Source organism: Serratia sp. D1N4, assembly GCF_054552755.1.
In genome coordinates, this window is record NZ_CM137274.1 from 917,133 (window position 1) to 936,665 (window position 19,533).

The 19,533-nt window shown below is 54.7% G+C and carries 12 protein-coding genes and 1 pseudogene; 11 read left to right on the plus strand and 2 right to left on the minus strand.

Going from position 1 to position 19,533, the window contains the following annotated elements:
• The first annotated feature begins 427 nt into the window (after window positions 1–427).
• Window positions 428–1,582: a CdaR family transcriptional regulator gene (locus tag ACX1CU_RS03900; RefSeq protein ID WP_459401325.1), complete on the plus strand. Its 1,155-nt coding sequence runs from the start codon at window positions 428–430 to the stop codon at window positions 1,580–1,582.
• Window positions 1,583–1,635: 53 nt separating this feature from the next.
• Here the strand turns inward: ACX1CU_RS03900 and garD are convergent, their stop codons facing one another.
• Entirely contained in the window at window positions 1,636–3,201 is a 1,566-nt protein-coding gene (gene garD, locus ACX1CU_RS03905) for a galactarate dehydratase (protein WP_459401326.1), read from the minus strand.
• 562 nt (window positions 3,202–3,763) lie between these two features.
• On the opposite strand from garD, the gene ACX1CU_RS03910 reads away from it, so the two are divergent.
• From ACX1CU_RS03910 to ACX1CU_RS03930, 5 genes are all read left to right on the plus strand, one after another.
• A complete protein-coding gene (locus ACX1CU_RS03910; protein WP_459401327.1) occupies window positions 3,764–5,122 on the plus strand; it encodes an MFS transporter in 1,359 nt (452 codons plus the stop codon).
• Entirely contained in the window at window positions 5,119–6,450 is a 1,332-nt protein-coding gene (gudD, locus tag ACX1CU_RS03915) for a glucarate dehydratase (RefSeq protein WP_459401328.1), read from the plus strand. Before ACX1CU_RS03910 ends, gudD begins: the two co-directional genes overlap by 4 nt.
• 25 nt (window positions 6,451–6,475) lie before the next feature.
• The gene (gene garL, locus ACX1CU_RS03920; RefSeq protein ID WP_459401329.1) at window positions 6,476–7,249 is read left to right on the plus strand and encodes a 2-dehydro-3-deoxyglucarate aldolase; all 774 of its coding nucleotides are present in this window, start codon (window positions 6,476–6,478) and stop codon (window positions 7,247–7,249) included.
• A gap of 11 nt (window positions 7,250–7,260) precedes the next feature.
• On the plus strand, window positions 7,261–8,145 hold the full coding sequence (gene garR / locus ACX1CU_RS03925) for a 2-hydroxy-3-oxopropionate reductase (RefSeq protein ID WP_459401330.1): 885 nt from the start codon (window positions 7,261–7,263) through the stop codon (window positions 8,143–8,145).
• Between the two features lie 83 nt (window positions 8,146–8,228).
• Complete coding sequence (locus ACX1CU_RS03930) at window positions 8,229–9,365, plus strand: glycerate kinase (RefSeq protein ID WP_459401331.1); 1,137 nt, start codon at window positions 8,229–8,231, stop codon at window positions 9,363–9,365.
• A gap of 38 nt (window positions 9,366–9,403) precedes the next feature.
• On the opposite strand, the gene barA is transcribed toward ACX1CU_RS03930, so the two are convergent.
• Window positions 9,404–12,136: a two-component sensor histidine kinase BarA gene (barA, locus tag ACX1CU_RS03935; protein ID WP_459401332.1), complete on the minus strand. Its 2,733-nt coding sequence runs from the start codon at window positions 12,134–12,136 to the stop codon at window positions 9,404–9,406.
• A gap of 112 nt (window positions 12,137–12,248) precedes the next feature.
• Between barA and rumA the strand changes: the two are divergent.
• The 5 genes and pseudogenes from rumA to eno form a co-directional block, all read left to right on the plus strand.
• Window positions 12,249–12,856, plus strand: a pseudogene (gene rumA, locus ACX1CU_RS03940) (23S rRNA (uracil(1939)-C(5))-methyltransferase RlmD); the annotation flags it as partial.
• Window positions 12,857–12,865: 9 nt separating this feature from the next.
• Window positions 12,866–15,106, plus strand: coding sequence for a GTP diphosphokinase (relA, locus tag ACX1CU_RS03945; RefSeq protein WP_459401333.1), 2,241 nt, complete (start codon window positions 12,866–12,868; stop codon window positions 15,104–15,106).
• A 210-nt stretch (window positions 15,107–15,316) separates the two neighbouring features.
• Window positions 15,317–16,111, plus strand: coding sequence for a nucleoside triphosphate pyrophosphohydrolase (mazG, locus tag ACX1CU_RS03950; RefSeq protein WP_459401334.1), 795 nt, complete (start codon window positions 15,317–15,319; stop codon window positions 16,109–16,111).
• A 364-nt stretch (window positions 16,112–16,475) separates the two neighbouring features.
• Window positions 16,476–18,113: a glutamine hydrolyzing CTP synthase gene (gene pyrG / locus ACX1CU_RS03955; RefSeq protein ID WP_459401335.1), complete on the plus strand. Its 1,638-nt coding sequence runs from the start codon at window positions 16,476–16,478 to the stop codon at window positions 18,111–18,113.
• A gap of 84 nt (window positions 18,114–18,197) precedes the next feature.
• Window positions 18,198–19,493, plus strand: a complete 1,296-nt coding sequence (eno, locus tag ACX1CU_RS03960; RefSeq protein ID WP_459401336.1) for a phosphopyruvate hydratase — start codon at window positions 18,198–18,200, stop codon at window positions 19,491–19,493.
• The last annotated feature ends 40 nt before the right edge of the window (window positions 19,494–19,533 follow it).

Genomic DNA, 19,533 nt, shown 5'->3' on the forward strand with positions numbered 1-19,533 from the left:
AGCACCTGATAGGGGGAGCGGATACCCGATGGATGACAAAAATGCCAACACCTTGCTCAACGTCTTGGGGGGATAAGGACAAAGGTAACGGTAATATGCGCTAATGAAGATATGTGTATGGAACGATGTGAGGGAGAATAGTGCCACCTTTACATTGATGCAGCCCGTTTACGGGCAGTAAGTAACAGAAGTTATGCAAATGTGAGGTAGTAATGCGCCTGTTAGGGCGCGGCAGGTAAGAGAGCCTTATAGGCGCATATGAAAAACCTCCGGCTATGCCGGAGGATATTTATTTATGCGGCTAAATTGTGAGTCGCAGCACAATTAACATCATGTTTAAACCGTATTCGTGCATATGCACAATGTTCAGGGGCAGGTGCCCCGGTATGCTGGCTGCCTGTGTAATATCCGATAGGGACAAGACGCAATGGCGGAATATCATCTCGATGCCACACTAGCCAAGGAAATTGTCACTCGTACCATGCAAATCATTGACAGCAACGTCAATGTGATGGATACCCGTGGCCGCATTATCGGCAGCGGCGATCATGAACGCTTGGGGGAGCTGCATGAAGGGGCATTATTGGTGCTATCACAGGCCAGAGTGGTGGATATTGACGATGCCGTTGCCCGCCATTTGCACGGTGTTCGCCCTGGTATCAACTTGCCATTGCGTATCAACGGTAAAATTGTTGGGGTTATCGGCCTGACCGGTAATCCGGCACAGCTGCGCCAGTTCGGTGAGCTGGTCTGCATGACCGCAGAGATGATGCTGGAGCAGGCACGCCTGATGAGCATACTGGCGCAGGACAGCCGCTTTCGCGAAGAGCTGGTGCTCAACCTGATCCGCACCGAGGAACTGTCACCCGCCCTGATGGAATGGGCGCACCGATTGGGAATTGGTCCTGACCAACCTCGCGTTGCGGCGGTCGTCGAGGTTGACAGTGGTCAACTGGGGGTAGACAGCGCCATGGCCGAATTACAGCAGCTACAGGCTTTGCTGACGATGCCGGAGCGTGACAATCTGATTGCCATCGTTTCCCTCAGCGAGATGGTGGTACTTAAGCCAGCGTTGAATAACCATGGGCAATGGGATGCGGAAAATCATCGGCGGCGGGTAGAAAACCTGCTGTCACGTATGAATGAAAGTAGCCGTTTGCGCGTGCGTATTGCGCTGGGTAACTATTTCAGTGGCCCAGGCAGTCTAGTGCGCTCTTACCGCACGGCGCGTACCACCATGGCGGTTGGCAAGCAGCGCATGCCGGGCCAACGGGCTTATTACTATCAGGATCTGATGTTGCCAGTGCTGTTGGGCAGCCTGCGCAGCGGTTGGCAGGCTGATGAATTGGCACGGCCACTGGAACGTCTGAAGGCCATGGACAGCAACGGTCTACTGTTGCGTACCTTAAATGCCTGGTTCCTGAACAACGTGCAACCTATTGCCACCGCCAAGGCGCTCTATATCCACCGCAATACGCTGGAATATCGTTTGAACCGCATTTCAGAACTGACCGGGTTGAACCTGGCTAATTTTGATGCGCGTTTGCTGCTGTATGTCGGTTTACAACTGAATGATAACTGAGTGGTATCCCGCAGTTGACCGGCCACCAGCGGCGCTCAACTGCGGGGTATGGCTCAGGTCACCGGTGCGGGGTTAAATACCGCCAAGGCGTTGTACAGCCCCCATTGATCCGACCAAGTTTTCTTCCGCCCACTGGCGATCGCCAGAATAAGTTCAAACAGCTCCCAGCCCACCTGCTCAATGGTGGCTTCACCGGTGGCGATGGTGCCTGCGTTGATATCGATCAAGTCGTGCCAGCGTTCTGCCAGTGCGCTGCGCGTGGCCATCTTGATGACTGGCACGGCAGTCAAGCCGTAGGGGGTTCCCCGGCCGGTAGTGAACACTTGCACCGTGATGCCGGATGCCAACTGCTGGGTGCCACAAACAAAGTCGCTGGCAGGAGTGGCGGCATAAATCAGGCCGCGTTTAGTGGGGCGCTGGCCGGGGGACAACACTTCGACAATCGCACTGCTGCCGGATTTGGCGATCGAGCCCAGCGCTTTTTCCACCACGTTTGCCAGGCCGCCTTTTTTGTTGCCCGGAGAGGGGTTGGCACTGCGATCGGTTTGGCCACTGCTGAGGTAATCATCGTACCAGGCCATCTCCTCCAGTAAGCGCTTGCCAACCTGCTCATCGACCACCCGTGGCGTCAGCAGGTGAACCGCATCGCGTACCTCGGTCACTTCTGAGAACATCACGGTGGCACCACAACGCACCAGTAAGTCGGAGGCAAAGCCTACCGCCGGGTTGGCGGTGACCCCAGAAAACGCATCGCTGCCGCCGCATTGCATACCCACCACCAGTTCTGATGCGGGGACGGTTTCTCGTTGACGGCGGTTCAGCCGTTGCAGATGCTGTTCGGCGACGCGCAGGATATCGCTCACCATTGCCTGAAAACCGATATGCTTTTCATCCTGTAGGCGAACGATATGATTTTCATCCAGCGAGATCGGCTGCACATCTTCGGTGCCTAACAGCAGGCGTTCGGGCTGTAGTTTTTCGCAACCGAGGCCCACCACCATCACCTCGCCACCAAAGTTAGGGTTGAGCGCCAAGTTATGGATGGTGCGGATCGGCACCACCGCGGCGGGCGCATTGATGGCGACGCCGCAGCCGTAAAGGTGATTCAGGCCCACCACGCCGTCAACGTTCGGGTATTTCGCCAGCAGGTCGCGTTCAATGATTTTCACCACATAATCCACCACACCGGCTACGCAGTGTACGCTGGTGGTAATGCCCAGCAGGTTTTTGCTGCCAACGCTGCCATCAGCATTGCGGTAACCTTCGAAGGTATAGCCTTCCAAGGGGGGCAATGTCTGCGGCACCTGGTTAGCGAGCGGTAGGCTGGCCAGCTCGGGTGCAGGCGGTAGCGTCACCAGCGACTCGTCAATCCAACTGCCACGGAGGATATCTCGCTGAGCAAAACCGATCACCTCGCCGTAGCGCAGGATATCGCCACCTTCAGGGATATTCTGCAACGCTACTTTGTGCCCCTGCGGAATATGCTCCAATAACGTTAGCCCACAGGGGAATATTTCTCCTTTAGCCAATCCGTTATTATTGACCACAATAGCCACGTTATCCTGTGGGTGAACTTTTATATATAACGGTGTTTCTTTAATACGATTAACTTCGGACATTGAAACCTCACATACCCTAACCTGTTATCCCCATTATCTTGCAAGCCGCAACTTGAAAAGTATCGGGTTTATATTGTGCGCCGTAAGTCATAATCGAAAGTCTTGCTCGTGGAGAATTATAGCGTTCACCGGTCTGCCAGGCATTATGCAGATGACCTATATTCTGTGGTTTCTGAGCGCTATTCTTTGGCATTGGTCCAGTTGGCTGTGAGATGGCTCACGCCGCGGCGGGCGGTAGGTGATTCCGTGAGCCAGCCAACGTCATTTTGGGCGGATGCCATAAATTACCCCTGATATTGTCGGAATTATTAGGGTATTGCCCGATGAGTCTGCGTGGCCTGATCTCTATACTTTGATACCAGCAGGATTTATTGCGTTTAAAAATTGCCAGCGCCGGATTTATATTAATCGAATTGCTCAAACAGGCCGCAATTAATTAAACCATTTCGTTCTGAGAATCGTTCAGGATGAATATAGCTACGGCTATACCCAAAATAATTCGAGTTGCAGTCAACACATCTGCAACTTGAAGTATGACGGGTATATCATTCAGGAGAGCACCATGTCTACTATCAGCACTGAGGGCAGTGCAATAATAAAAAGAACTAATAAGCGTTATTGGATCGTGGTGATGTTGTTTATCGTCACCTCATTCAACTATGGCGATCGCGCCACGCTGTCTATTGCCGGTACTTCGATGGCCCAGGATATTGGCCTCGATCCGGTTGGGATGGGCTATATCTTCTCGGCGTTTTCCTGGGCTTATGTGATCGGGCAGATCCCCGGTGGCTGGCTGCTGGATCGCTTCGGTTCGAAACGGGTTTATTTCTGGAGCATCTTCATCTGGTCGCTGTTTACCTTATTGCAAGGCTTCGTTGATATCTTCAGCGGTTTTGGCATCGTGGTCGCGCTGTTTGCACTGCGTTTCCTGGTCGGCCTGGCGGAGGCGCCATCCTTCCCCGGCAACAGCCGGATTGTGGCTGCCTGGTTCCCCGCCCATGAGCGCGGCACTGCGGTAGCGATCTTCAACTCGGCACAATACTTTGCCACGGTGATCTTCGCGCCGATCATGGGCTGGTTAACGCATGCGGTGGGTTGGTCACACGTCTTCTTCTTTATGGGGGGATTGGGCATCATCCTGAGCTTTGTCTGGCTCAAAGTGCTGCACGATCCTAAAGATCACCCGAGCATCAATCAGGCCGAACTGGATTACATCGAAGCCGGTGGTGCCTTGATCAATATGGATCAGCAACAGAAAAAACAGCAGAAGGTCAAAGGTGAGAAGTGGTTCCAGATCAAGCAGCTATTGCAGTCACGCATGATGATTGGCGTGTATATCGGCCAATACTGCATCAACGCCATGACCTACTTTTTTATCACCTGGTTCCCGGTGTATCTGGTGCAGGCGCGTGGCATGTCGATCCTCAAGGCGGGTTTTGTCGCTTCGGTTCCGGCAATCTGCGGTTTTATCGGTGGAGTGCTCGGCGGCGTGATTTCCGATTACCTGATGCGCCGCACCCAGTCACTGACCTTCGCCCGTAAAACACCGATCGTGCTGGGCATGCTGTTGTCGATGTCGATGATTTTCTGCAACTACGTCGATACCGAATGGATGGTGGTGGGCATTATGGCCGCCGCGTTCTTCGGTAAAGGGCTGGGGGCTTTGGGCTGGGCCGTGATGGCCGATACCGCACCGAAAGAAATCAGCGGGTTGAGCGGGGGTCTGTTCAATATGTTCGGCAATATTTCCGGCATCGTTACACCGATCGCCATCGGATACATCATCGGCACTACCGGGTCGTTCAATGGTGCACTGGTGTATGTCGGCATTCATGCGCTCATGGCGGTGGCCAGCTACCTGTTTATTGTCGGTGATATCAAACGTATTGAATTGAAACCTATGACAAGGAGTGGACGATGAATACCGCACCAAAAATTACCTCCATGCAGGTTGTGCCGGTCGCTGGTCACGACAGTATGCTGCTTAATCTCAGTGGCGCCCATGCGCCGTTCTTTACCCGTAATATCGTGATCTTGCAGGATAACGCCGGTAACACCGGGTTGGGCGAAATTCCAGGGGGCGAGAAAATCCGTCAAACTCTGGAAGAGGCGCAATCGCTGGTGGTGGGTAAAACCCTCGGTGAATACAAGAACGTCATGAACGAGGTGCGTAACCGTTTTGCCGATCGCGATGCGACCGGGCGCGGCCTACAGACTTTCGACCTGCGTACCACGATTCATGTGGTCACCGGGATTGAGGCGGCGATGCTGGATCTGCTGGGCCAATTCCTCCATGTGCCAGTGGCCGCACTGTTGGGTGACGGGCAGCAGCGTGATTCGGTCGAGATGCTCGGCTATCTGTTCTATATCGGCGATCGTAATAAAACGCCGCTGCCTTACCAGAGCCAGCCCGCTGAGGCCTGCGACTGGTATCGCTTGCGCCATGAAGAGGCGCTGACGCCACAAAGTATTGTGCGCCTGGCGGAAGCGGCCTACGAGAAATATGGCTTCAACGATTTCAAGCTGAAAGGTGGCGTGCTGGCGGGCAGTGAAGAAGCGGAGGCGGTCACGGCGCTGGCGCAGCGCTTCCCTGAGGCGCGCATTACCCTTGATCCTAACGGTGCCTGGTCGCTGAAGGAAGCGATCGCGCTTGGCAAACAGCTGCGCCATGTGCTGGCTTACGCCGAAGATCCTTGCGGCGCAGAACAAGGGTTCTCCGGCCGGGAAGTGATGGCAGAATTCCGCCGCGCTACCGGGCTGCCGACGGCCACTAACATGATCGCCACCGATTGGCGGCAGATGGGCCACACGCTGCAATTGCAGTCGGTCGATATCCCGTTGGCCGATCCTCACTTCTGGACCATGCAGGGCTCGGTACGGGTGGCGCAGATGTGCCACGAGTTCGGCCTGACCTGGGGTTCACATTCTAATAACCACTTCGATATTTCTCTGGCGATGTTCACCCACGTGGCGGCAGCGGCACCGGGCAACATCGCGGCGATCGATACTCACTGGATCTGGCAGGAGGGCAACCAGCGCCTGACGCGGGAACCGTTGCAGATCGTCGGGGGCCGCGTGGCGGTTCCACAACGGCCGGGGCTGGGGATCGAACTGGATCAGGATCGGTTGATGCAGGGCCATGAGCTTTATAAAAAACATGGGCTGGGGGCGCGCGACGATGCGCAGGGTATGCAGTATCTGATCCCTAACTGGGTCTTTGATAACAAGCGTCCGTGCCTGGTTCGTTAATTATTTTTTGAGCAGAGGAAACTCCATGAATAGCTGCCATAACCGTTTTCGCCAGTCGCTGCTTGAGGGGGAAACCCTGATCGGCTGCTGGTCGGCACTCGCCAACCCGATCTCTACCGAAGTGTTGGGGCTGGCTGGTTTCGACTGGCTGGTGCTGGATGGCGAACATGCACCGAATGATATCGGCACGTTTGTGCCGCAACTGATGGCGCTGAAAGGTAGCCACAGCGCAGCGGTGGTGCGCCCGCCGTGCAACGAACCGATCATCATCAAGCGCTTGCTGGATATCGGTTTTTACAACTTCCTGATCCCGTTTGTGGAAAGCGCCGAACAGGCGCAACAGGCGGTAGCGTCAACCCGCTATCCACCCGCCGGTATTCGCGGTGTGTCGGTTGCGCACCGCAGTAACGGTTACGGTACCGTGCCGGATTATTTTGCTCAGATTAACAAGCAGATCGCCGTTCTGGTGCAGATCGAAAGCCAACTGGGGGTGGATAACCTGGATGCTATTGCCACAGTCCCAGGGGTTGACGGCATCTTTGTCGGGCCGGGGGATCTTTCTGCGGCGCTGGGCTATCTCGGCCAGCCGAATCACCCAGAAGTGCAGGCGGTGATCCGCCATATTTTCGAGCGCGCCAGTGCGCACGGTAAAGCCAGCGGCATTCTGGCTCCGGCTGAAGCCGATGCCCGCCGTTATCTGGAATGGGGAGCCCGCTTTGTGGCGGTTGGCAGCGATCTCGGCGTTTTCCGCAATGCCACGCAGGCATTGTGCGATCGTTTTAAACACAGCAGTAAATAGGGGGAGTTAAGATGAAAATCGGATTTATTGGCCTGGGGATCATGGGCAAACCTATGAGCAAAAACCTGCTGAAGGCAGGCTATTCACTGGTGGTGATGGATCGTAATACCGACGTGGTGGCCGAGTTGGTTGAATTGGGTGCTAATGTGGCCGCAACGCCGAAGGCGGTGGCAGCACAAAGCGATATCGTGATTACCATGCTGCCGAACTCACCGCAGGTGCGTGAAGTCGCCCTGGGGGAAAACGGCATTATTGAGGGGGCTAAAGCCGGCACCGTGCTGATCGACATGAGCTCCATTGCACCGCTGGCGAGCCGTGAAATCAGCGCCGCCCTGGCCGCCAAACAGATTGCCATGCTTGATGCTCCAGTGAGCGGTGGCGAGCCCAAGGCGATAGATGCCACGTTGTCGGTGATGGTAGGTGGTGACAAAGAGGTTTTCGATCGTTGTTTTGAAGTGATGAAAACCATGGCCGGTTCGGTGGTACATACGGGGGAGATTGGTGCCGGTAATGTGACCAAACTGGCGAACCAGGTGATCGTCGCGCTGAATATTGCGGCGATGTCAGAAGCACTGGTGCTGGCGACCAAAGCCGGGGTAAACCCGGATCTGGTATATCAGGCGATCCGCGGCGGGCTGGCGGGTAGCACGGTATTGGATGCCAAAGCACCGATGGTGATGGATCGCAATTTTAAACCGGGTTTCCGCATTGATTTGCACATTAAAGATCTGGCCAATGCGTTGGATACTTCTCATAGTGTGGGTGCCCAGTTGCCGTTAACCGCCGCGGTGATGGAAATGATGCAGGCACTGCGTGCCGATGGCCTTGGCAATGCCGATCACAGTGCACTGGCGTGCTATTACGAGAAATTGGCCAAGGCAGAGGTCACCCGATAAGGGTACCCGATGTCGCGCCCGTTAAATCCGATGGGGCTGGATGCTCAGCCCTTATCGATCGGTCGCTTGGGAGTTGATAGCTTATGAAAATAGTGATTGCGCCGGATTCATACAAAGAGAGCCTTTCTGCGTTTGAAGTCGCCTCGTGTATTGAGGCGGGATTTCGGGAAATTTTCCCGCAGGCCAGCTACCTGAAGCTGCCAATGGCGGACGGGGGCGAGGGAACGGTGGAGGTGATGGTCGCCGCTACCTCGGGCCGTAAGATTGACGTAGAAGTCACCGGGCCATTGGGTGAGAAGGTGATGGCTTTTTTCGGTTTATCCGGCGATGGTCAAAGCGCTTTTATCGAAATGGCGGCGGCCAGCGGGTTGGAGTTGGTGCCTGGGCAACGGCGTAACCCGCTGAAGACCACCTCTTACGGCACCGGTGAGCTGATTCGCTGTGCGCTGGATCAGGGCGTTCAGCATTGCATTATCGGCATCGGTGGTAGCGCCACCAACGACGGCGGTGCGGGAATGGTTCAGGCATTGGGTGCCCGATTGCTGGACAGCCAAGGTGAGGAGTTGGGTTTTGGTGGTGAAGCATTGGCTGGGTTGGCGAGCATTGATATCAGCGGGCTGGATCCGCGTATCCACCAGTGCAAATTTGAGATTGCCTGCGATGTTACCAATCCACTGACAGGTAAGAACGGCGCGTCAGCGATTTTTGGCCCGCAGAAAGGTGCCACGCCGCAGATGGTTGAACAACTGGATCGCGCTTTGCAGCATTACGCAAGCATGATCAAATACTGGTTGGATATTGACGTTGAGCAGGTCGCTGGGGCGGGGGCCGCAGGGGGAATGGGGGCGGCATTGCTGGCTTTTTGTCGGGCGGAACTGCGCCAAGGAATTGAGATTGTCACCGATGCTTTGGGGCTGGATGAACTGGTGCGTGATGCTACCTTGGTGATCACCGGTGAAGGGCGGATCGATAGCCAAAGCCTCAACGGCAAAGTCCCGATCGGTGTTGCCAGGGTGGCCAAGCGTTATCACAAGCCGGTGATTGGCATTGCCGGTAGCCTGAGTCCAGATGTCAGCGTGGTGCATCAGCACGGTTTGGACGCGGTGTTCAGCGTGCTACCCCGCATCTGCACGCTGGAAGAGGCATTGGCTAATGCCGGGGAAAACGTGCGCATGACGGCGCGCAATATTGCCGCAATCATCAAACTGGCCCAACAGTAAATCGTTGTGCCCCTTTCTAATCGAAAAGGGGCACAGCGCTATTCCAGATGGAACCGCGCTTCAGTAGTGACCAGCTCTATTTCATCCAACAATTCCAGCCATTCAGGTTCCAAATCGCGGCTGTTGGCACCCTGACGCAGTTGCTGCTCGAGGTAGTAGCACAGTTGCTTGAGGCGTGGCACACCACTGTAACTGCAACTGCCATGCAGTTTGTGGATCAGATCGAGAATATTGTCGTCTGATTCTCCTTCCAACAGCGCTCTTACCCGTTCACTGACCTCGGGCAGAAACTCCACCAGCATCTGGAGCAGATCGTTGGCTAAATCTTCTTTGTTAGCTGCTTGGCGCAGGGCCAACTGCCAGTCTAACGACAAGGGCTGTTCTGATACATTGCGCGGAGCCATCACCTCTTGCACGACTTCATGGGTGTGGTAACGGGCAAGCACCTGCGTCAACATGGCTTCATCGATCGGCTTGGCCAGGTAATCATCCATGCCCGCTTGCAACAGATACTCGCGTTCGCCGCTGATCGCATGAGCGGTGACTGCGACGATCGGCGTGGAGTTGTGATGCGGCATCTGGCGGATCAGTTCACCAGCACGGATGCCATCAATATTCGGCATCTGGATATCCATCAGGATCATATCCAGCACGTTATCGCGTGCCAGCGCAATCGCTTCTTCACCGCTGCCGCACAGCAGCGTATTTTCCACCTGTTCTGCCAGTAAGGTCCCAATCAGCTTCAGGTTAGCGGGGTTATCATCCACCGCCAACACCGTCAGTGGCAGAAGTTTACGTACCTGTGGTGCAACCAACGGATATTGGCTTTCCATACGCAGCAGTGGATACAGGCGATTGCTGGTGATCGGCTTTATCAGGCAACCGATCGCGCCGAGCTTTTTCATTTCTTCGGCATCGACCTGCGACTGGCTTGGCAGGGCGAGGATCACCCGGTTGGCGATTTTCAGCGCATCGTTTAGCTTGTTCCGATGCTGAGGGATGCTGTCACGATAGGGGATCGGGACGCCAACCAGCAGGAAGTCGTAGTCGTTTTTCGGCAGTTTCCCCAGCGTCGGCGAATGGGTAACGATCAGTTGAGTGACGCTCAGCATGTTCATCGTCGCCTGAGCGGCAGTCGGATTAGCTTCGATGTAAGCCAGCATTTTGCCACGTAAATCCGGCAGGCTTGGCGGTAGCGACAGCATGCCCTCATTAAGATCGAGCGTAATGTGGAACCAGAAGGTTGAACCCCGGTTTAACTGGCTGTAGAAGCAGATATCGCCGCCCATTTCCTTCACCAGCTTCTGGGTGATCACCAGGCCCAAGCCGGTGCCGCCATGACGGCGCGAAATGCTGGCGTCCGCCTGGCGGAATGCCTGAAACAGCTGCGATTGCTGGCGTTCAGAAATACCAATACCGGTATCGTGGATCTGCATTTCCAGCTCTACCTGCCGCTCCAATTGGTTACGTAGTTCGATGCGGATATCGATATTGCCGGTTTCGGTGAATTTGATGGCATTCCCCAGCAGATTGGTGATCACCTGTTGCAGGCGCAGCGAATCACCAATGACCTGCTCAGGCACATCGTTTTGCACATCCAGCGTCAGTTCCAGCCCTTTTTCGTGTGCGCTGGGGGCCAGCAACACGATCACTTCGTCCAGCGTTTCACGCAGCGCGAACGGGATATGCTCCAGCACCAGTTTACCGGCCTCCAGCTTGGAGAAGTCCAGCACGTCGTTGATGATGGTCAGCAGGTTATTGGCTGAACGCTCAATGGTTTGCAGATAATCGATCTGCGTGGCGCTTAACGTTGTTTTCAGCATCTGGCGGGTAAAGCCAATCACGCCGTTGAGTGGCGTACGCAACTCATGGGACATATTGGCCAGGAATTCAGACTTGATACGTGCGGCTTCCTGCGCACGTTTTTTTGCCAGATCCAGCTCGACGTTCTGGATCTCCATCTGCTCCAGCGTTTCGCGCAGATCGGAGGTGGCCTGATCGATGTTCTGCTGCATTTCCTCGTGATAGGCGGTCAGCGACATCGCCATGGAGTTAATGCCGTTTTTGAGCATATGCAGTTCGCCGAGCATAAAGCCTTCTACCCGGCTGTCGAGCTGGCCCCGGCGGATACGGTCGACGGTGTTGACCATATTGCGGATCGGGCCGGTCACGTCACGCATCAGGCGATAGGCGAACAGCACGGCAATACACATGCACAACAGCAACAGCATGCTGGAAACGAACACTTCTTTGTATTGCTGTAGCCGTACCGATTTCAGATCCAGTTCGATCGCCACATAGCCAAGCTTGCTGTCGGCATGTACTTCGTTCCCGGCTGTTTCGTCTGGATACGAGTTTTCTGACATGATCGGCGTACGCAGGATCAACGAATCACCGCGCCGGGTTAACATCAGTTCGGTGGGTAATGGCACATCTTTCGGCAACTGTAACTGGATATAATTGTGATGATAATTAGAGGTGACGAAGAGATTGTTCTGTGCGTCAAACACGGTGATCGCACGGACAATATCGGAATGGCGGCGGTGCAACAGGCTGACCAACTGCCTGACCGATTCACGGCTGCGGAACGTCATGCCATATTCGCTGGCTACCGCCAGGGGTTCGATGATGCTGGCACCAGAATCAACTAATTGTTCCTGCAGCTCGTTGTAGCGGTGAACCACAAAGAAAGTACTGAGCAACAGACCGATCAGTAATGTCGGTGCCAGGATCAGTATCATCATGCGCGCACGCAGGCTGTATTTGGTCATGGGATTCCAATGTGGGAGAATTGGGCTAATCCTAGCTTAGTGAACCAGCGCCTAATCGACAATTATGGTGCAATTCTACTCTCCCAAACGCCGCGTGACGACCCGGTAAAGAAAAGTCACGGTTTATTTGGTACCAGGTTGCGATCGGCTCGAAAAACTGTGCGGTGAAGCGCCGTATTATCAGCTTGACGGGCTACGCTTAGAGTTCAGTTTGCATGATTTTATTCAGGTTAATGCTGTGATAAATCGGCAAATAGTGGCTCAGACCCTTGAATGGTTAGAAATTGAGCCCCATGATCGCATACCGGACCTATTTTGCGGGATGGGTAATCGGTAGCAGGCATTGAAGGTGTTGCCACGCTGGTAGCGAATGGGCAATATAATGCGCATAAGAATTTGCTGAGTAATCTGTCGTTTTCCTATCAGAATCTGGGAAACGATGTTGCACGGCAGCCTTGGGCAGCTCAAGGGTTTGATAAAGTGATGTTGGATCCTGCCCGTGTTGGTGCGGCTGGAGTGATATCACAGAGTGTAAAACTGGCGCCAGAGCGGGTGGTTTATGTTTCCTGTAAGCCCACGATGCTGGCACGTGACAGTAAAGTGCTACTGGACGCCGGTTATCGTCTTGTCCGTGTGCGGATGTTGGATAGGTTTCCGCACGCGGGGCATCTTGAATCCATGGCGTTGGTGCTAAAAACGCCAGGAGTCGCTGCAAAGTAGGGAGAAGTTATGGTCGCGGTAAGAAGTGCACATCTGAATACGGCGGGTGAATTCGCTCTTGATGATTGGATTGCCAGCCTGGGGCTACCTAACCCGCAGTCATGTGAGCGATTAGCCGCAACCTGGCGTTACTGCGAGCAGCAGACTCAAAGCCATTCTGACGCCCCCTTGTTGCTGTGGCGCGGGGTGGAAATGGTGGAAATCCTCTCGACCCTCAGCATGGATAACGACAGCATGCGTGCCGCGCTGCTGTTCCCGCTGGTGGACGCCGGTATCGTGCCGGAAGACATCCTGACCGAAGCCTTTGGCTCCGGTATTACTTCGCTGGTGCACGGTGTGCGTGATATGGACGCCATTCGCCAGTTGAAAGCCACGCATAACGACTCGATGGGTTCCGAGCAGGTCGACAACGTGCGCCGCATGCTGCTGGCGATGGTGGAAGATTTCCGCTGTGTGGTGATCAAACTGGCGGAGCGGATTGCCCATCTGCGTGAAGTCAAAGACGCGCCGGAAGACGAACGCGTGCTGGCGGCCAAAGAGTGTTTCAACATCTATGCCCCGCTGGCCAACCGCCTCGGTATCGGCCAACTGAAATGGGAGCTGGAAGATTTCTGCTTCCGCTATCTGCACCCGGACGAATACAAACGTATTGCCAAATTGCTGCACGAACGCCGTATCGATCGTGAACATTTTATTGATGATTTCGTGGCTGAGTTGCACCAAGCGATGGTGGATGAAGGCATCAAGGCGGAAATCTATGGCCGCCCGAAACATATCTACAGCATCTGGCGCAAGATGCAGAAAAAGTCACTGGCGTTTGATGAATTGTTCGATGTGCGCGCGGTGCGCGTGGTGGTGGAACGCTTGCAGGATTGCTACGCGGCACTGGGCATCGTGCATACCCACTTCCGCCATCTGCCGGATGAGTTTGACGACTATGTCGCTAACCCGAAACCCAACGGCTATCAGTCGATTCATACCGTGGTGCTTGGGCCGCGCGGTAAAACGCTGGAAATCCAGATCCGTACCCGCCAGATGCACGAAGACGCTGAACTGGGCGTGGCCGCGCACTGGAAGTACAAGGAGGGCGCGGTAGTCACCGCACGTTCCGGCTACGAAGAGCGCATTGCCTGGCTGCGTAAGCTGATTGCCTGGCAGGAAGAGATGGCGGATTCGGGCGAAATGCTCGACGAAGTGCGCAGCCAGGTGTTCGACGATCGCGTCTACGTGTTTACCCCAAAAGGCGATGTGATCGATCTACCGGCGGGTTCAACGCCGCTCGATTTCGCTTACCATATTCACAGCGACGTCGGCCACCGCTGTATCGGTGCCAAAATTGGCGGCCGCATCGTGCCCTTTACCTATCAGTTGCAGATGGGCGATCAGATTGAAGTGATCACCCAGAAACAGCCGAATCCAAGCCGCGACTGGCTGAACCCGAACCTCGGTTATATCACCACCAGCCGTGGGCGCTCGAAGATCCACAACTGGTTCCGCAAGCAGGATCGTGACAAAAACATCCTGGCCGGGCGGCAGATGCTGGACAATGAGCTGGAACACCTCGGTATCAGCCTGAAAGAGGCCGAGAAGCTGCTGATCCCACGCTATAACGTCAATTCGCTGGATGAAGTGCTGGCGAGCATTGGCGGTGGGGATATCCGCCTGAATCAGATGGTGAATTTCCTGCAAGGCAAGCTCAACAAACCGAGCGCCGAAGAGCAGGATCGCCAGGCGCTGCGTCAGTTGACCCAGCAGAAAGCGCCATCCGCCGCGGCTGCCGCTCGTAACAAAGACAATGGTCGCGTGGTGGTGGAGGGCGTCGGCAATCTGATGCACCACATTGCGCGTTGCTGCCAGCCGATCCCGGGCGACGATATCATTGGCTTTATCACTCAGGGGCGGGGGATTTCGATCCACCGTGCGGATTGCGATCAACTGGCCGAGCTGCAATCTCATGCGCCGGAACGCATCGTTGACGCGGTGTGGGGCGAGAGCTATTCCAGCGGCTATTCGCTGGTGGTGCGCGTGGTAGCCAACGATCGCAGCGGCCTGCTGCGTGATATCACCACGATACTGGCCAACGAGAAGGTCAACGTGCTGGGCGTCGCCAGCAGGAGTGATACCAAAAAACAGTTGGCTACCATCGATATGGATATCGAGATCTACAACCAGCAGGTGCTGGGGCGCGTGTTAGCCAAACTTAACCAGTTGCCGGACGTAATTGACGCTAAGCGTCTACACGGTAAGTAATGTTCCTTTTTTCCTAAGGGCCCAGCTTGCTGGGCCTCAGACTGCTGACAAAGCCGGTTATTAGGGGGAGCGTGCCGAAGGGGTCGTAACGGCGTAAGCCGTCGGAGTGCCCCTCGGTGCGCTAGACCCGGGTATCTCGGGTTAGAAGGCGACGTTGTCATCAACTTCAGACCCAGCTTGCTGGGTCTTTGATTATTCAGAGATTTTTCTATGATCCAATCCACCCCGTTGCAACGCCTGCTGGCCATCATGAAAACCTTGCGCGATCCGCAGTCAGGCTGCCCGTGGGATCGCCAGCAGACCTTCGCGACTATCGCGCCTTACACGCTGGAAGAAACGTACGAAGTGCTGGATGCTATCGAGCGCCAGGATTATGCCGATCTGCGTGATGAACTGGGGGATCTGTTGTTCCAGGTGGTGTTTTATGCCCAGATGGGGCAGGAGCAAGGGCTGTTTGATTTCGACCAGATCTGCAACGCCATCAGCGACAAACTGGAGCGCCGCCATCCGCACATTTTCGGTGAAGCCGATGCCGCCGACAGCGCAGCGGTTTCCGCCCGTTGGGAGCAACTGAAGGCCGGTGAGCGTGCCGAGAAAGCGCTGCATTCGGCGCTAGACGATATCCCCAATGCTTTGCCCGCGCTGATGAAAGCACACAAAATCCAGAAACGCTGCGCGACGGTCGGCTTCGACTGGCATACGCTGGGCCCGGTGCTGGACAAGGTGTATGAAGAGATCGACGAAGTGATGCACGAAGCGCAGCAGGCGGTGGTGGATGAGCAGAAGCTGGAAGAAGAGATTGGCGATCTGCTGTTTGCCACGGTCAACCTTTCCCGCCATCTTGGCCATAAGGCAGAAAATGCCTTGCAGGCCGCCAACCGCAAGTTCGAACGCCGTTTCCGCCAGGTTGAAGAGATTGTGCAGCAGCGCGGTCTAAAGATGGAACAGGCCACGCTGGAACAGATGGAAGAAGCCTGGCAGCAAGTGAAACAACAGGAAAATTAATCTGAGTCTGGGGGCTCAACCGCATCACTTGTTTGATCGGCAACAAGGTTTGCTGACGCTGAAACGGTTAAGCTCGCCACCCTATCTTGCTGAATTGCGCGTTGTATGGCAGAAAAGTCAACAAACTGAATTGTAAGGCGTTTTATTACGGCAGAAGGCAGTTTACTGACAAATTTTTAAGCTAACCTGTTGTTTTAAAAAGGCAGAGAGAGTGAGGCTGGCTGACTAAACCTGGATGAACTCACGGCGGTGACAGAGATGATGGATGGCAAAACGATCGTTTGTAGGTCTAGAGAGGTTCGGGTATACTACTTTCCCGTCCTGGTTCTTCCATCGTCTTTAAACCTAAACTCTCAGGTTCAGCATGACAACTAATTATATTTTTGTGACCGGCGGGGTCGTCTCCTCTCTGGGTAAAGGCATTGCCGCAGCCTCTCTGGCGGCTATTCTTGAAGCCCGTGGCCTCAACGTTACCATCATGAAACTGGACCCGTACATCAACGTGGATCCGGGCACCATGAGCCCGATTCAGCATGGGGAAGTTTTCGTCACCGAAGACGGCGCAGAAACCGATCTGGATCTGGGTCACTACGAGCGTTTCATCCGCACCAAAATGACGCGTCGTAACAACTTCACCACCGGCCGTATCTACTCCGACGTTCTGCGTAAAGAACGCCGTGGCGACTATCTGGGCGCGACCGTACAGGTTATTCCGCACATCACCAATGCCATTAAAGAACGCATCATCGAAGGCGCTGAAGGCCACGATGTGGTGCTGGTGGAGATCGGCGGCACCGTGGGTGATATCGAATCCCTGCCGTTCCTGGAAGCGATTCGCCAGATGGCGGTTGAAGTGGGCCGTGAGCACACGCTGTACATGCACCTGACCCTGGTGCCGTACCTGGCGGCTGCCGGTGAAGTGAAAACCAAACCAACCCAGCATTCGGTCAAAGAGCTGCTCTCCATCGGTATTCAGCCGGATGTGTTGATCTGCCGTTCCGATCGCACCGTGCCTGCCAACGAGCGCGCAAAAATTGCTCTGTTCTGCAACGTGCCGGAAAAAGCGGTTATCTCGCTGAAAGATATTGATTCTATTTATAAAATTCCAGGCCTATTGAAATCCCAGGGGCTGGACGACTATATTTGCAAACGATTCAACCTCAATGCGCCGGAAGCCAACCTGAGCGAGTGGGAGCAGGTGGTTTACGAAGAAGCCAATCCGGGCGGCGAAGTGACCATCGGCATGGTCGGCAAATATGTCGAACTGCCCGATGCGTACAAGTCCGTCATTGAAGCGTTGAAGCACGGTGGTCTGAAAAATCGTCTGACCGTCAATATCAAGCTGATCGATTCGCAGGATGTTGAAACTCGCGGTGTGGAAGTCCTGAAAGGGCTGGACGCGATTTTGATCCCTGGCGGCTTTGGCTACCGTGGCGTGGAAGGTAAGGTGATGACCGCGCAGTACGCGCGTGAAAATAACATTCCTTATCTGGGTATCTGCCTGGGTATGCAGGTTGCGCTGATCGAGTTTGCCCGTAACGTCGCGGGCATGGCGAACGCCAACTCCACTGAATTTGTGCCAGACTGCAAGTACCCGGTGGTCGCATTAATCACCGAATGGCGTGACGAAGACGGTAACGTTGAAGTGCGCACCGAAGAAAGCGATTTGGGCGGCACGATGCGCGTTGGTGGGCAGCAATGCCATCTGACCGACAACAGCCTGGTGCGCCAGATGTACGGCGAGCCAACCATTGTTGAGCGCCATCGTCACCGTTATGAAGTTAACAACATGCTGTTGAAGCAGATCGAGGCCGCAGGTTTACGCGTTGCCGGTCGCTCTGCGGATAACAAGCTGGTTGAGATTATCGAGCTGCCTAACCATCCGTGGTTTGTTGCTTGCCAGTTCCACCCGGAGTTTACTTCGACGCCGCGTGATGGGCATCCGCTGTTCGCTGGTTTTGTCAAAGCGGCGGGTGAGTATCAGAAGCGTCAGGCGAAATAAGAGTTTTAGTAAGCAACGCGCGGCCAAAACCGCGCGTTGTTTGTCTGGAGTTTTAGTTTAACTTGTGACTTGAGGAAAACCCATATGTCCAAAATTGTGAAAGTCATCGGCCGTGAAATCATCGACTCACGCGGCAACCCAACTGTTGAAGCCGAAGTGCATCTGGAAGGCGGTTTCGTTGGTCTGGCTGCTGCGCCGTCAGGTGCTTCTACCGGTTCCCGTGAAGCTCTGGAACTGCGTGACGGTGACAAATCTCGTTTCCTGGGTAAAGGCGTACTGAAAGCCGTTGCGGCAGTCAATGGCCCAATTGCTCAGGCAGTACAGGGTAAAGATGCCAAAGACCAGGCTAACATCGACAAGATCATGATCGATCTGGACGGTACTGAGAACAAATCCCTGTTTGGCGCTAACGCCATCCTGGCGGTTTCTCTGGCCGCTGCCAAGGCTGCTGCTGCTTCCAAAGGCATGCCGCTGTATGAGCACATTGCTGAATTGAACGGCACCCCAGGCAAATTCTCTATGCCTCTGCCGATGATGAACATTATCAACGGCGGCGAACACGCAGACAATAACGTCGACATTCAGGAATTCATGATTCAGCCAGTTGGCGCGAAGACCCTGAAAGAAGCCGTGCGTATGGGTTCTGAAGTGTTCCATCACCTGGCAAAAGTGCTGAAGTCCAAAGGGATGAACACAGCGGTGGGTGACGAAGGTGGCTATGCGCCAAACCTGGGTTCTAACGCTGAAGCGCTGTCTGTGATCGCTGAAGCAGTGAAAGCGGCAGGCTATGAGCTGGGTAAAGACATTACCCTGGCGATGGACTGCGCAGCTTCTGAATTCTACAAAGACGGCAAATATGTGCTGGCTGGCGAAGGCAACAAAGCCTTCACCTCTGAAGAGTTCACTCACTTCCTGGAAGATCTGACCAAACAGTACCCAATCGTTTCTATCGAAGACGGTTTGGATGAATCTGACTGGGCTGGTTTTGCTTACCAGACCAAAGTGCTGGGCGACAAGATCCAACTGGTGGGTGACGATCTGTTCGTAACCAACACCAAGATCCTGAAAGAAGGCATCGATAAAGGCATTGCTAACTCTATCCTGATCAAATTCAACCAGATCGGTTCTCTGACCGAAACTCTGGCTGCGATCAAGATGGCCAAAGATGCAGGCTACACTGCTGTTATCTCTCACCGTTCAGGTGAAACCGAAGATGCTACCATCGCCGACCTGGCGGTAGGTACTGCAGCAGGTCAGATCAAAACCGGTTCTATGAGCCGTTCTGACCGCGTTGCTAAATACAACCAACTGATCCGTATCGAAGAAGCGCTGGGTAACCGCGCACCGTTCAATGGCCTGAAAGAAGTTAAAGGTCAGTAATCGTTATAACGGCTTCGTTTGCTTACGGGGAGTGTCATAA

Excerpts from the sequence above, each read along its gene's own strand:
- relA (WP_459401333.1), top strand. The coding sequence starts at position 12,866 with ATGGTCGCGGTAAGAAGTGCACATCTGAATACGGCGGGTGAATTCGCT.
- ACX1CU_RS03930 (WP_459401331.1), top strand. The coding sequence starts at position 8,229 with ATGAAAATAGTGATTGCGCCGGATTCATACAAAGAGAGCCTTTCTGCG.
- barA (WP_459401332.1), bottom strand. The coding sequence starts at position 12,136 with ATGACCAAATACAGCCTGCGTGCGCGCATGATGATACTGATCCTGGCA.
- garL (WP_459401329.1), top strand. The coding sequence starts at position 6,476 with ATGAATAGCTGCCATAACCGTTTTCGCCAGTCGCTGCTTGAGGGGGAA.
- garD (WP_459401326.1), bottom strand. The coding sequence starts at position 3,201 with ATGTCCGAAGTTAATCGTATTAAAGAAACACCGTTATATATAAAAGTT.
- ACX1CU_RS03910 (WP_459401327.1), top strand. The coding sequence starts at position 3,764 with ATGTCTACTATCAGCACTGAGGGCAGTGCAATAATAAAAAGAACTAAT.
- gudD (WP_459401328.1), top strand. The coding sequence starts at position 5,119 with ATGAATACCGCACCAAAAATTACCTCCATGCAGGTTGTGCCGGTCGCT.
- eno (WP_459401336.1), top strand. The coding sequence starts at position 18,198 with ATGTCCAAAATTGTGAAAGTCATCGGCCGTGAAATCATCGACTCACGC.
- garR (WP_459401330.1), top strand. The coding sequence starts at position 7,261 with ATGAAAATCGGATTTATTGGCCTGGGGATCATGGGCAAACCTATGAGC.
- mazG (WP_459401334.1), top strand. The coding sequence starts at position 15,317 with ATGATCCAATCCACCCCGTTGCAACGCCTGCTGGCCATCATGAAAACC.
- ACX1CU_RS03900 (WP_459401325.1), top strand. The coding sequence starts at position 428 with ATGGCGGAATATCATCTCGATGCCACACTAGCCAAGGAAATTGTCACT.
- pyrG (WP_459401335.1), top strand. The coding sequence starts at position 16,476 with ATGACAACTAATTATATTTTTGTGACCGGCGGGGTCGTCTCCTCTCTG.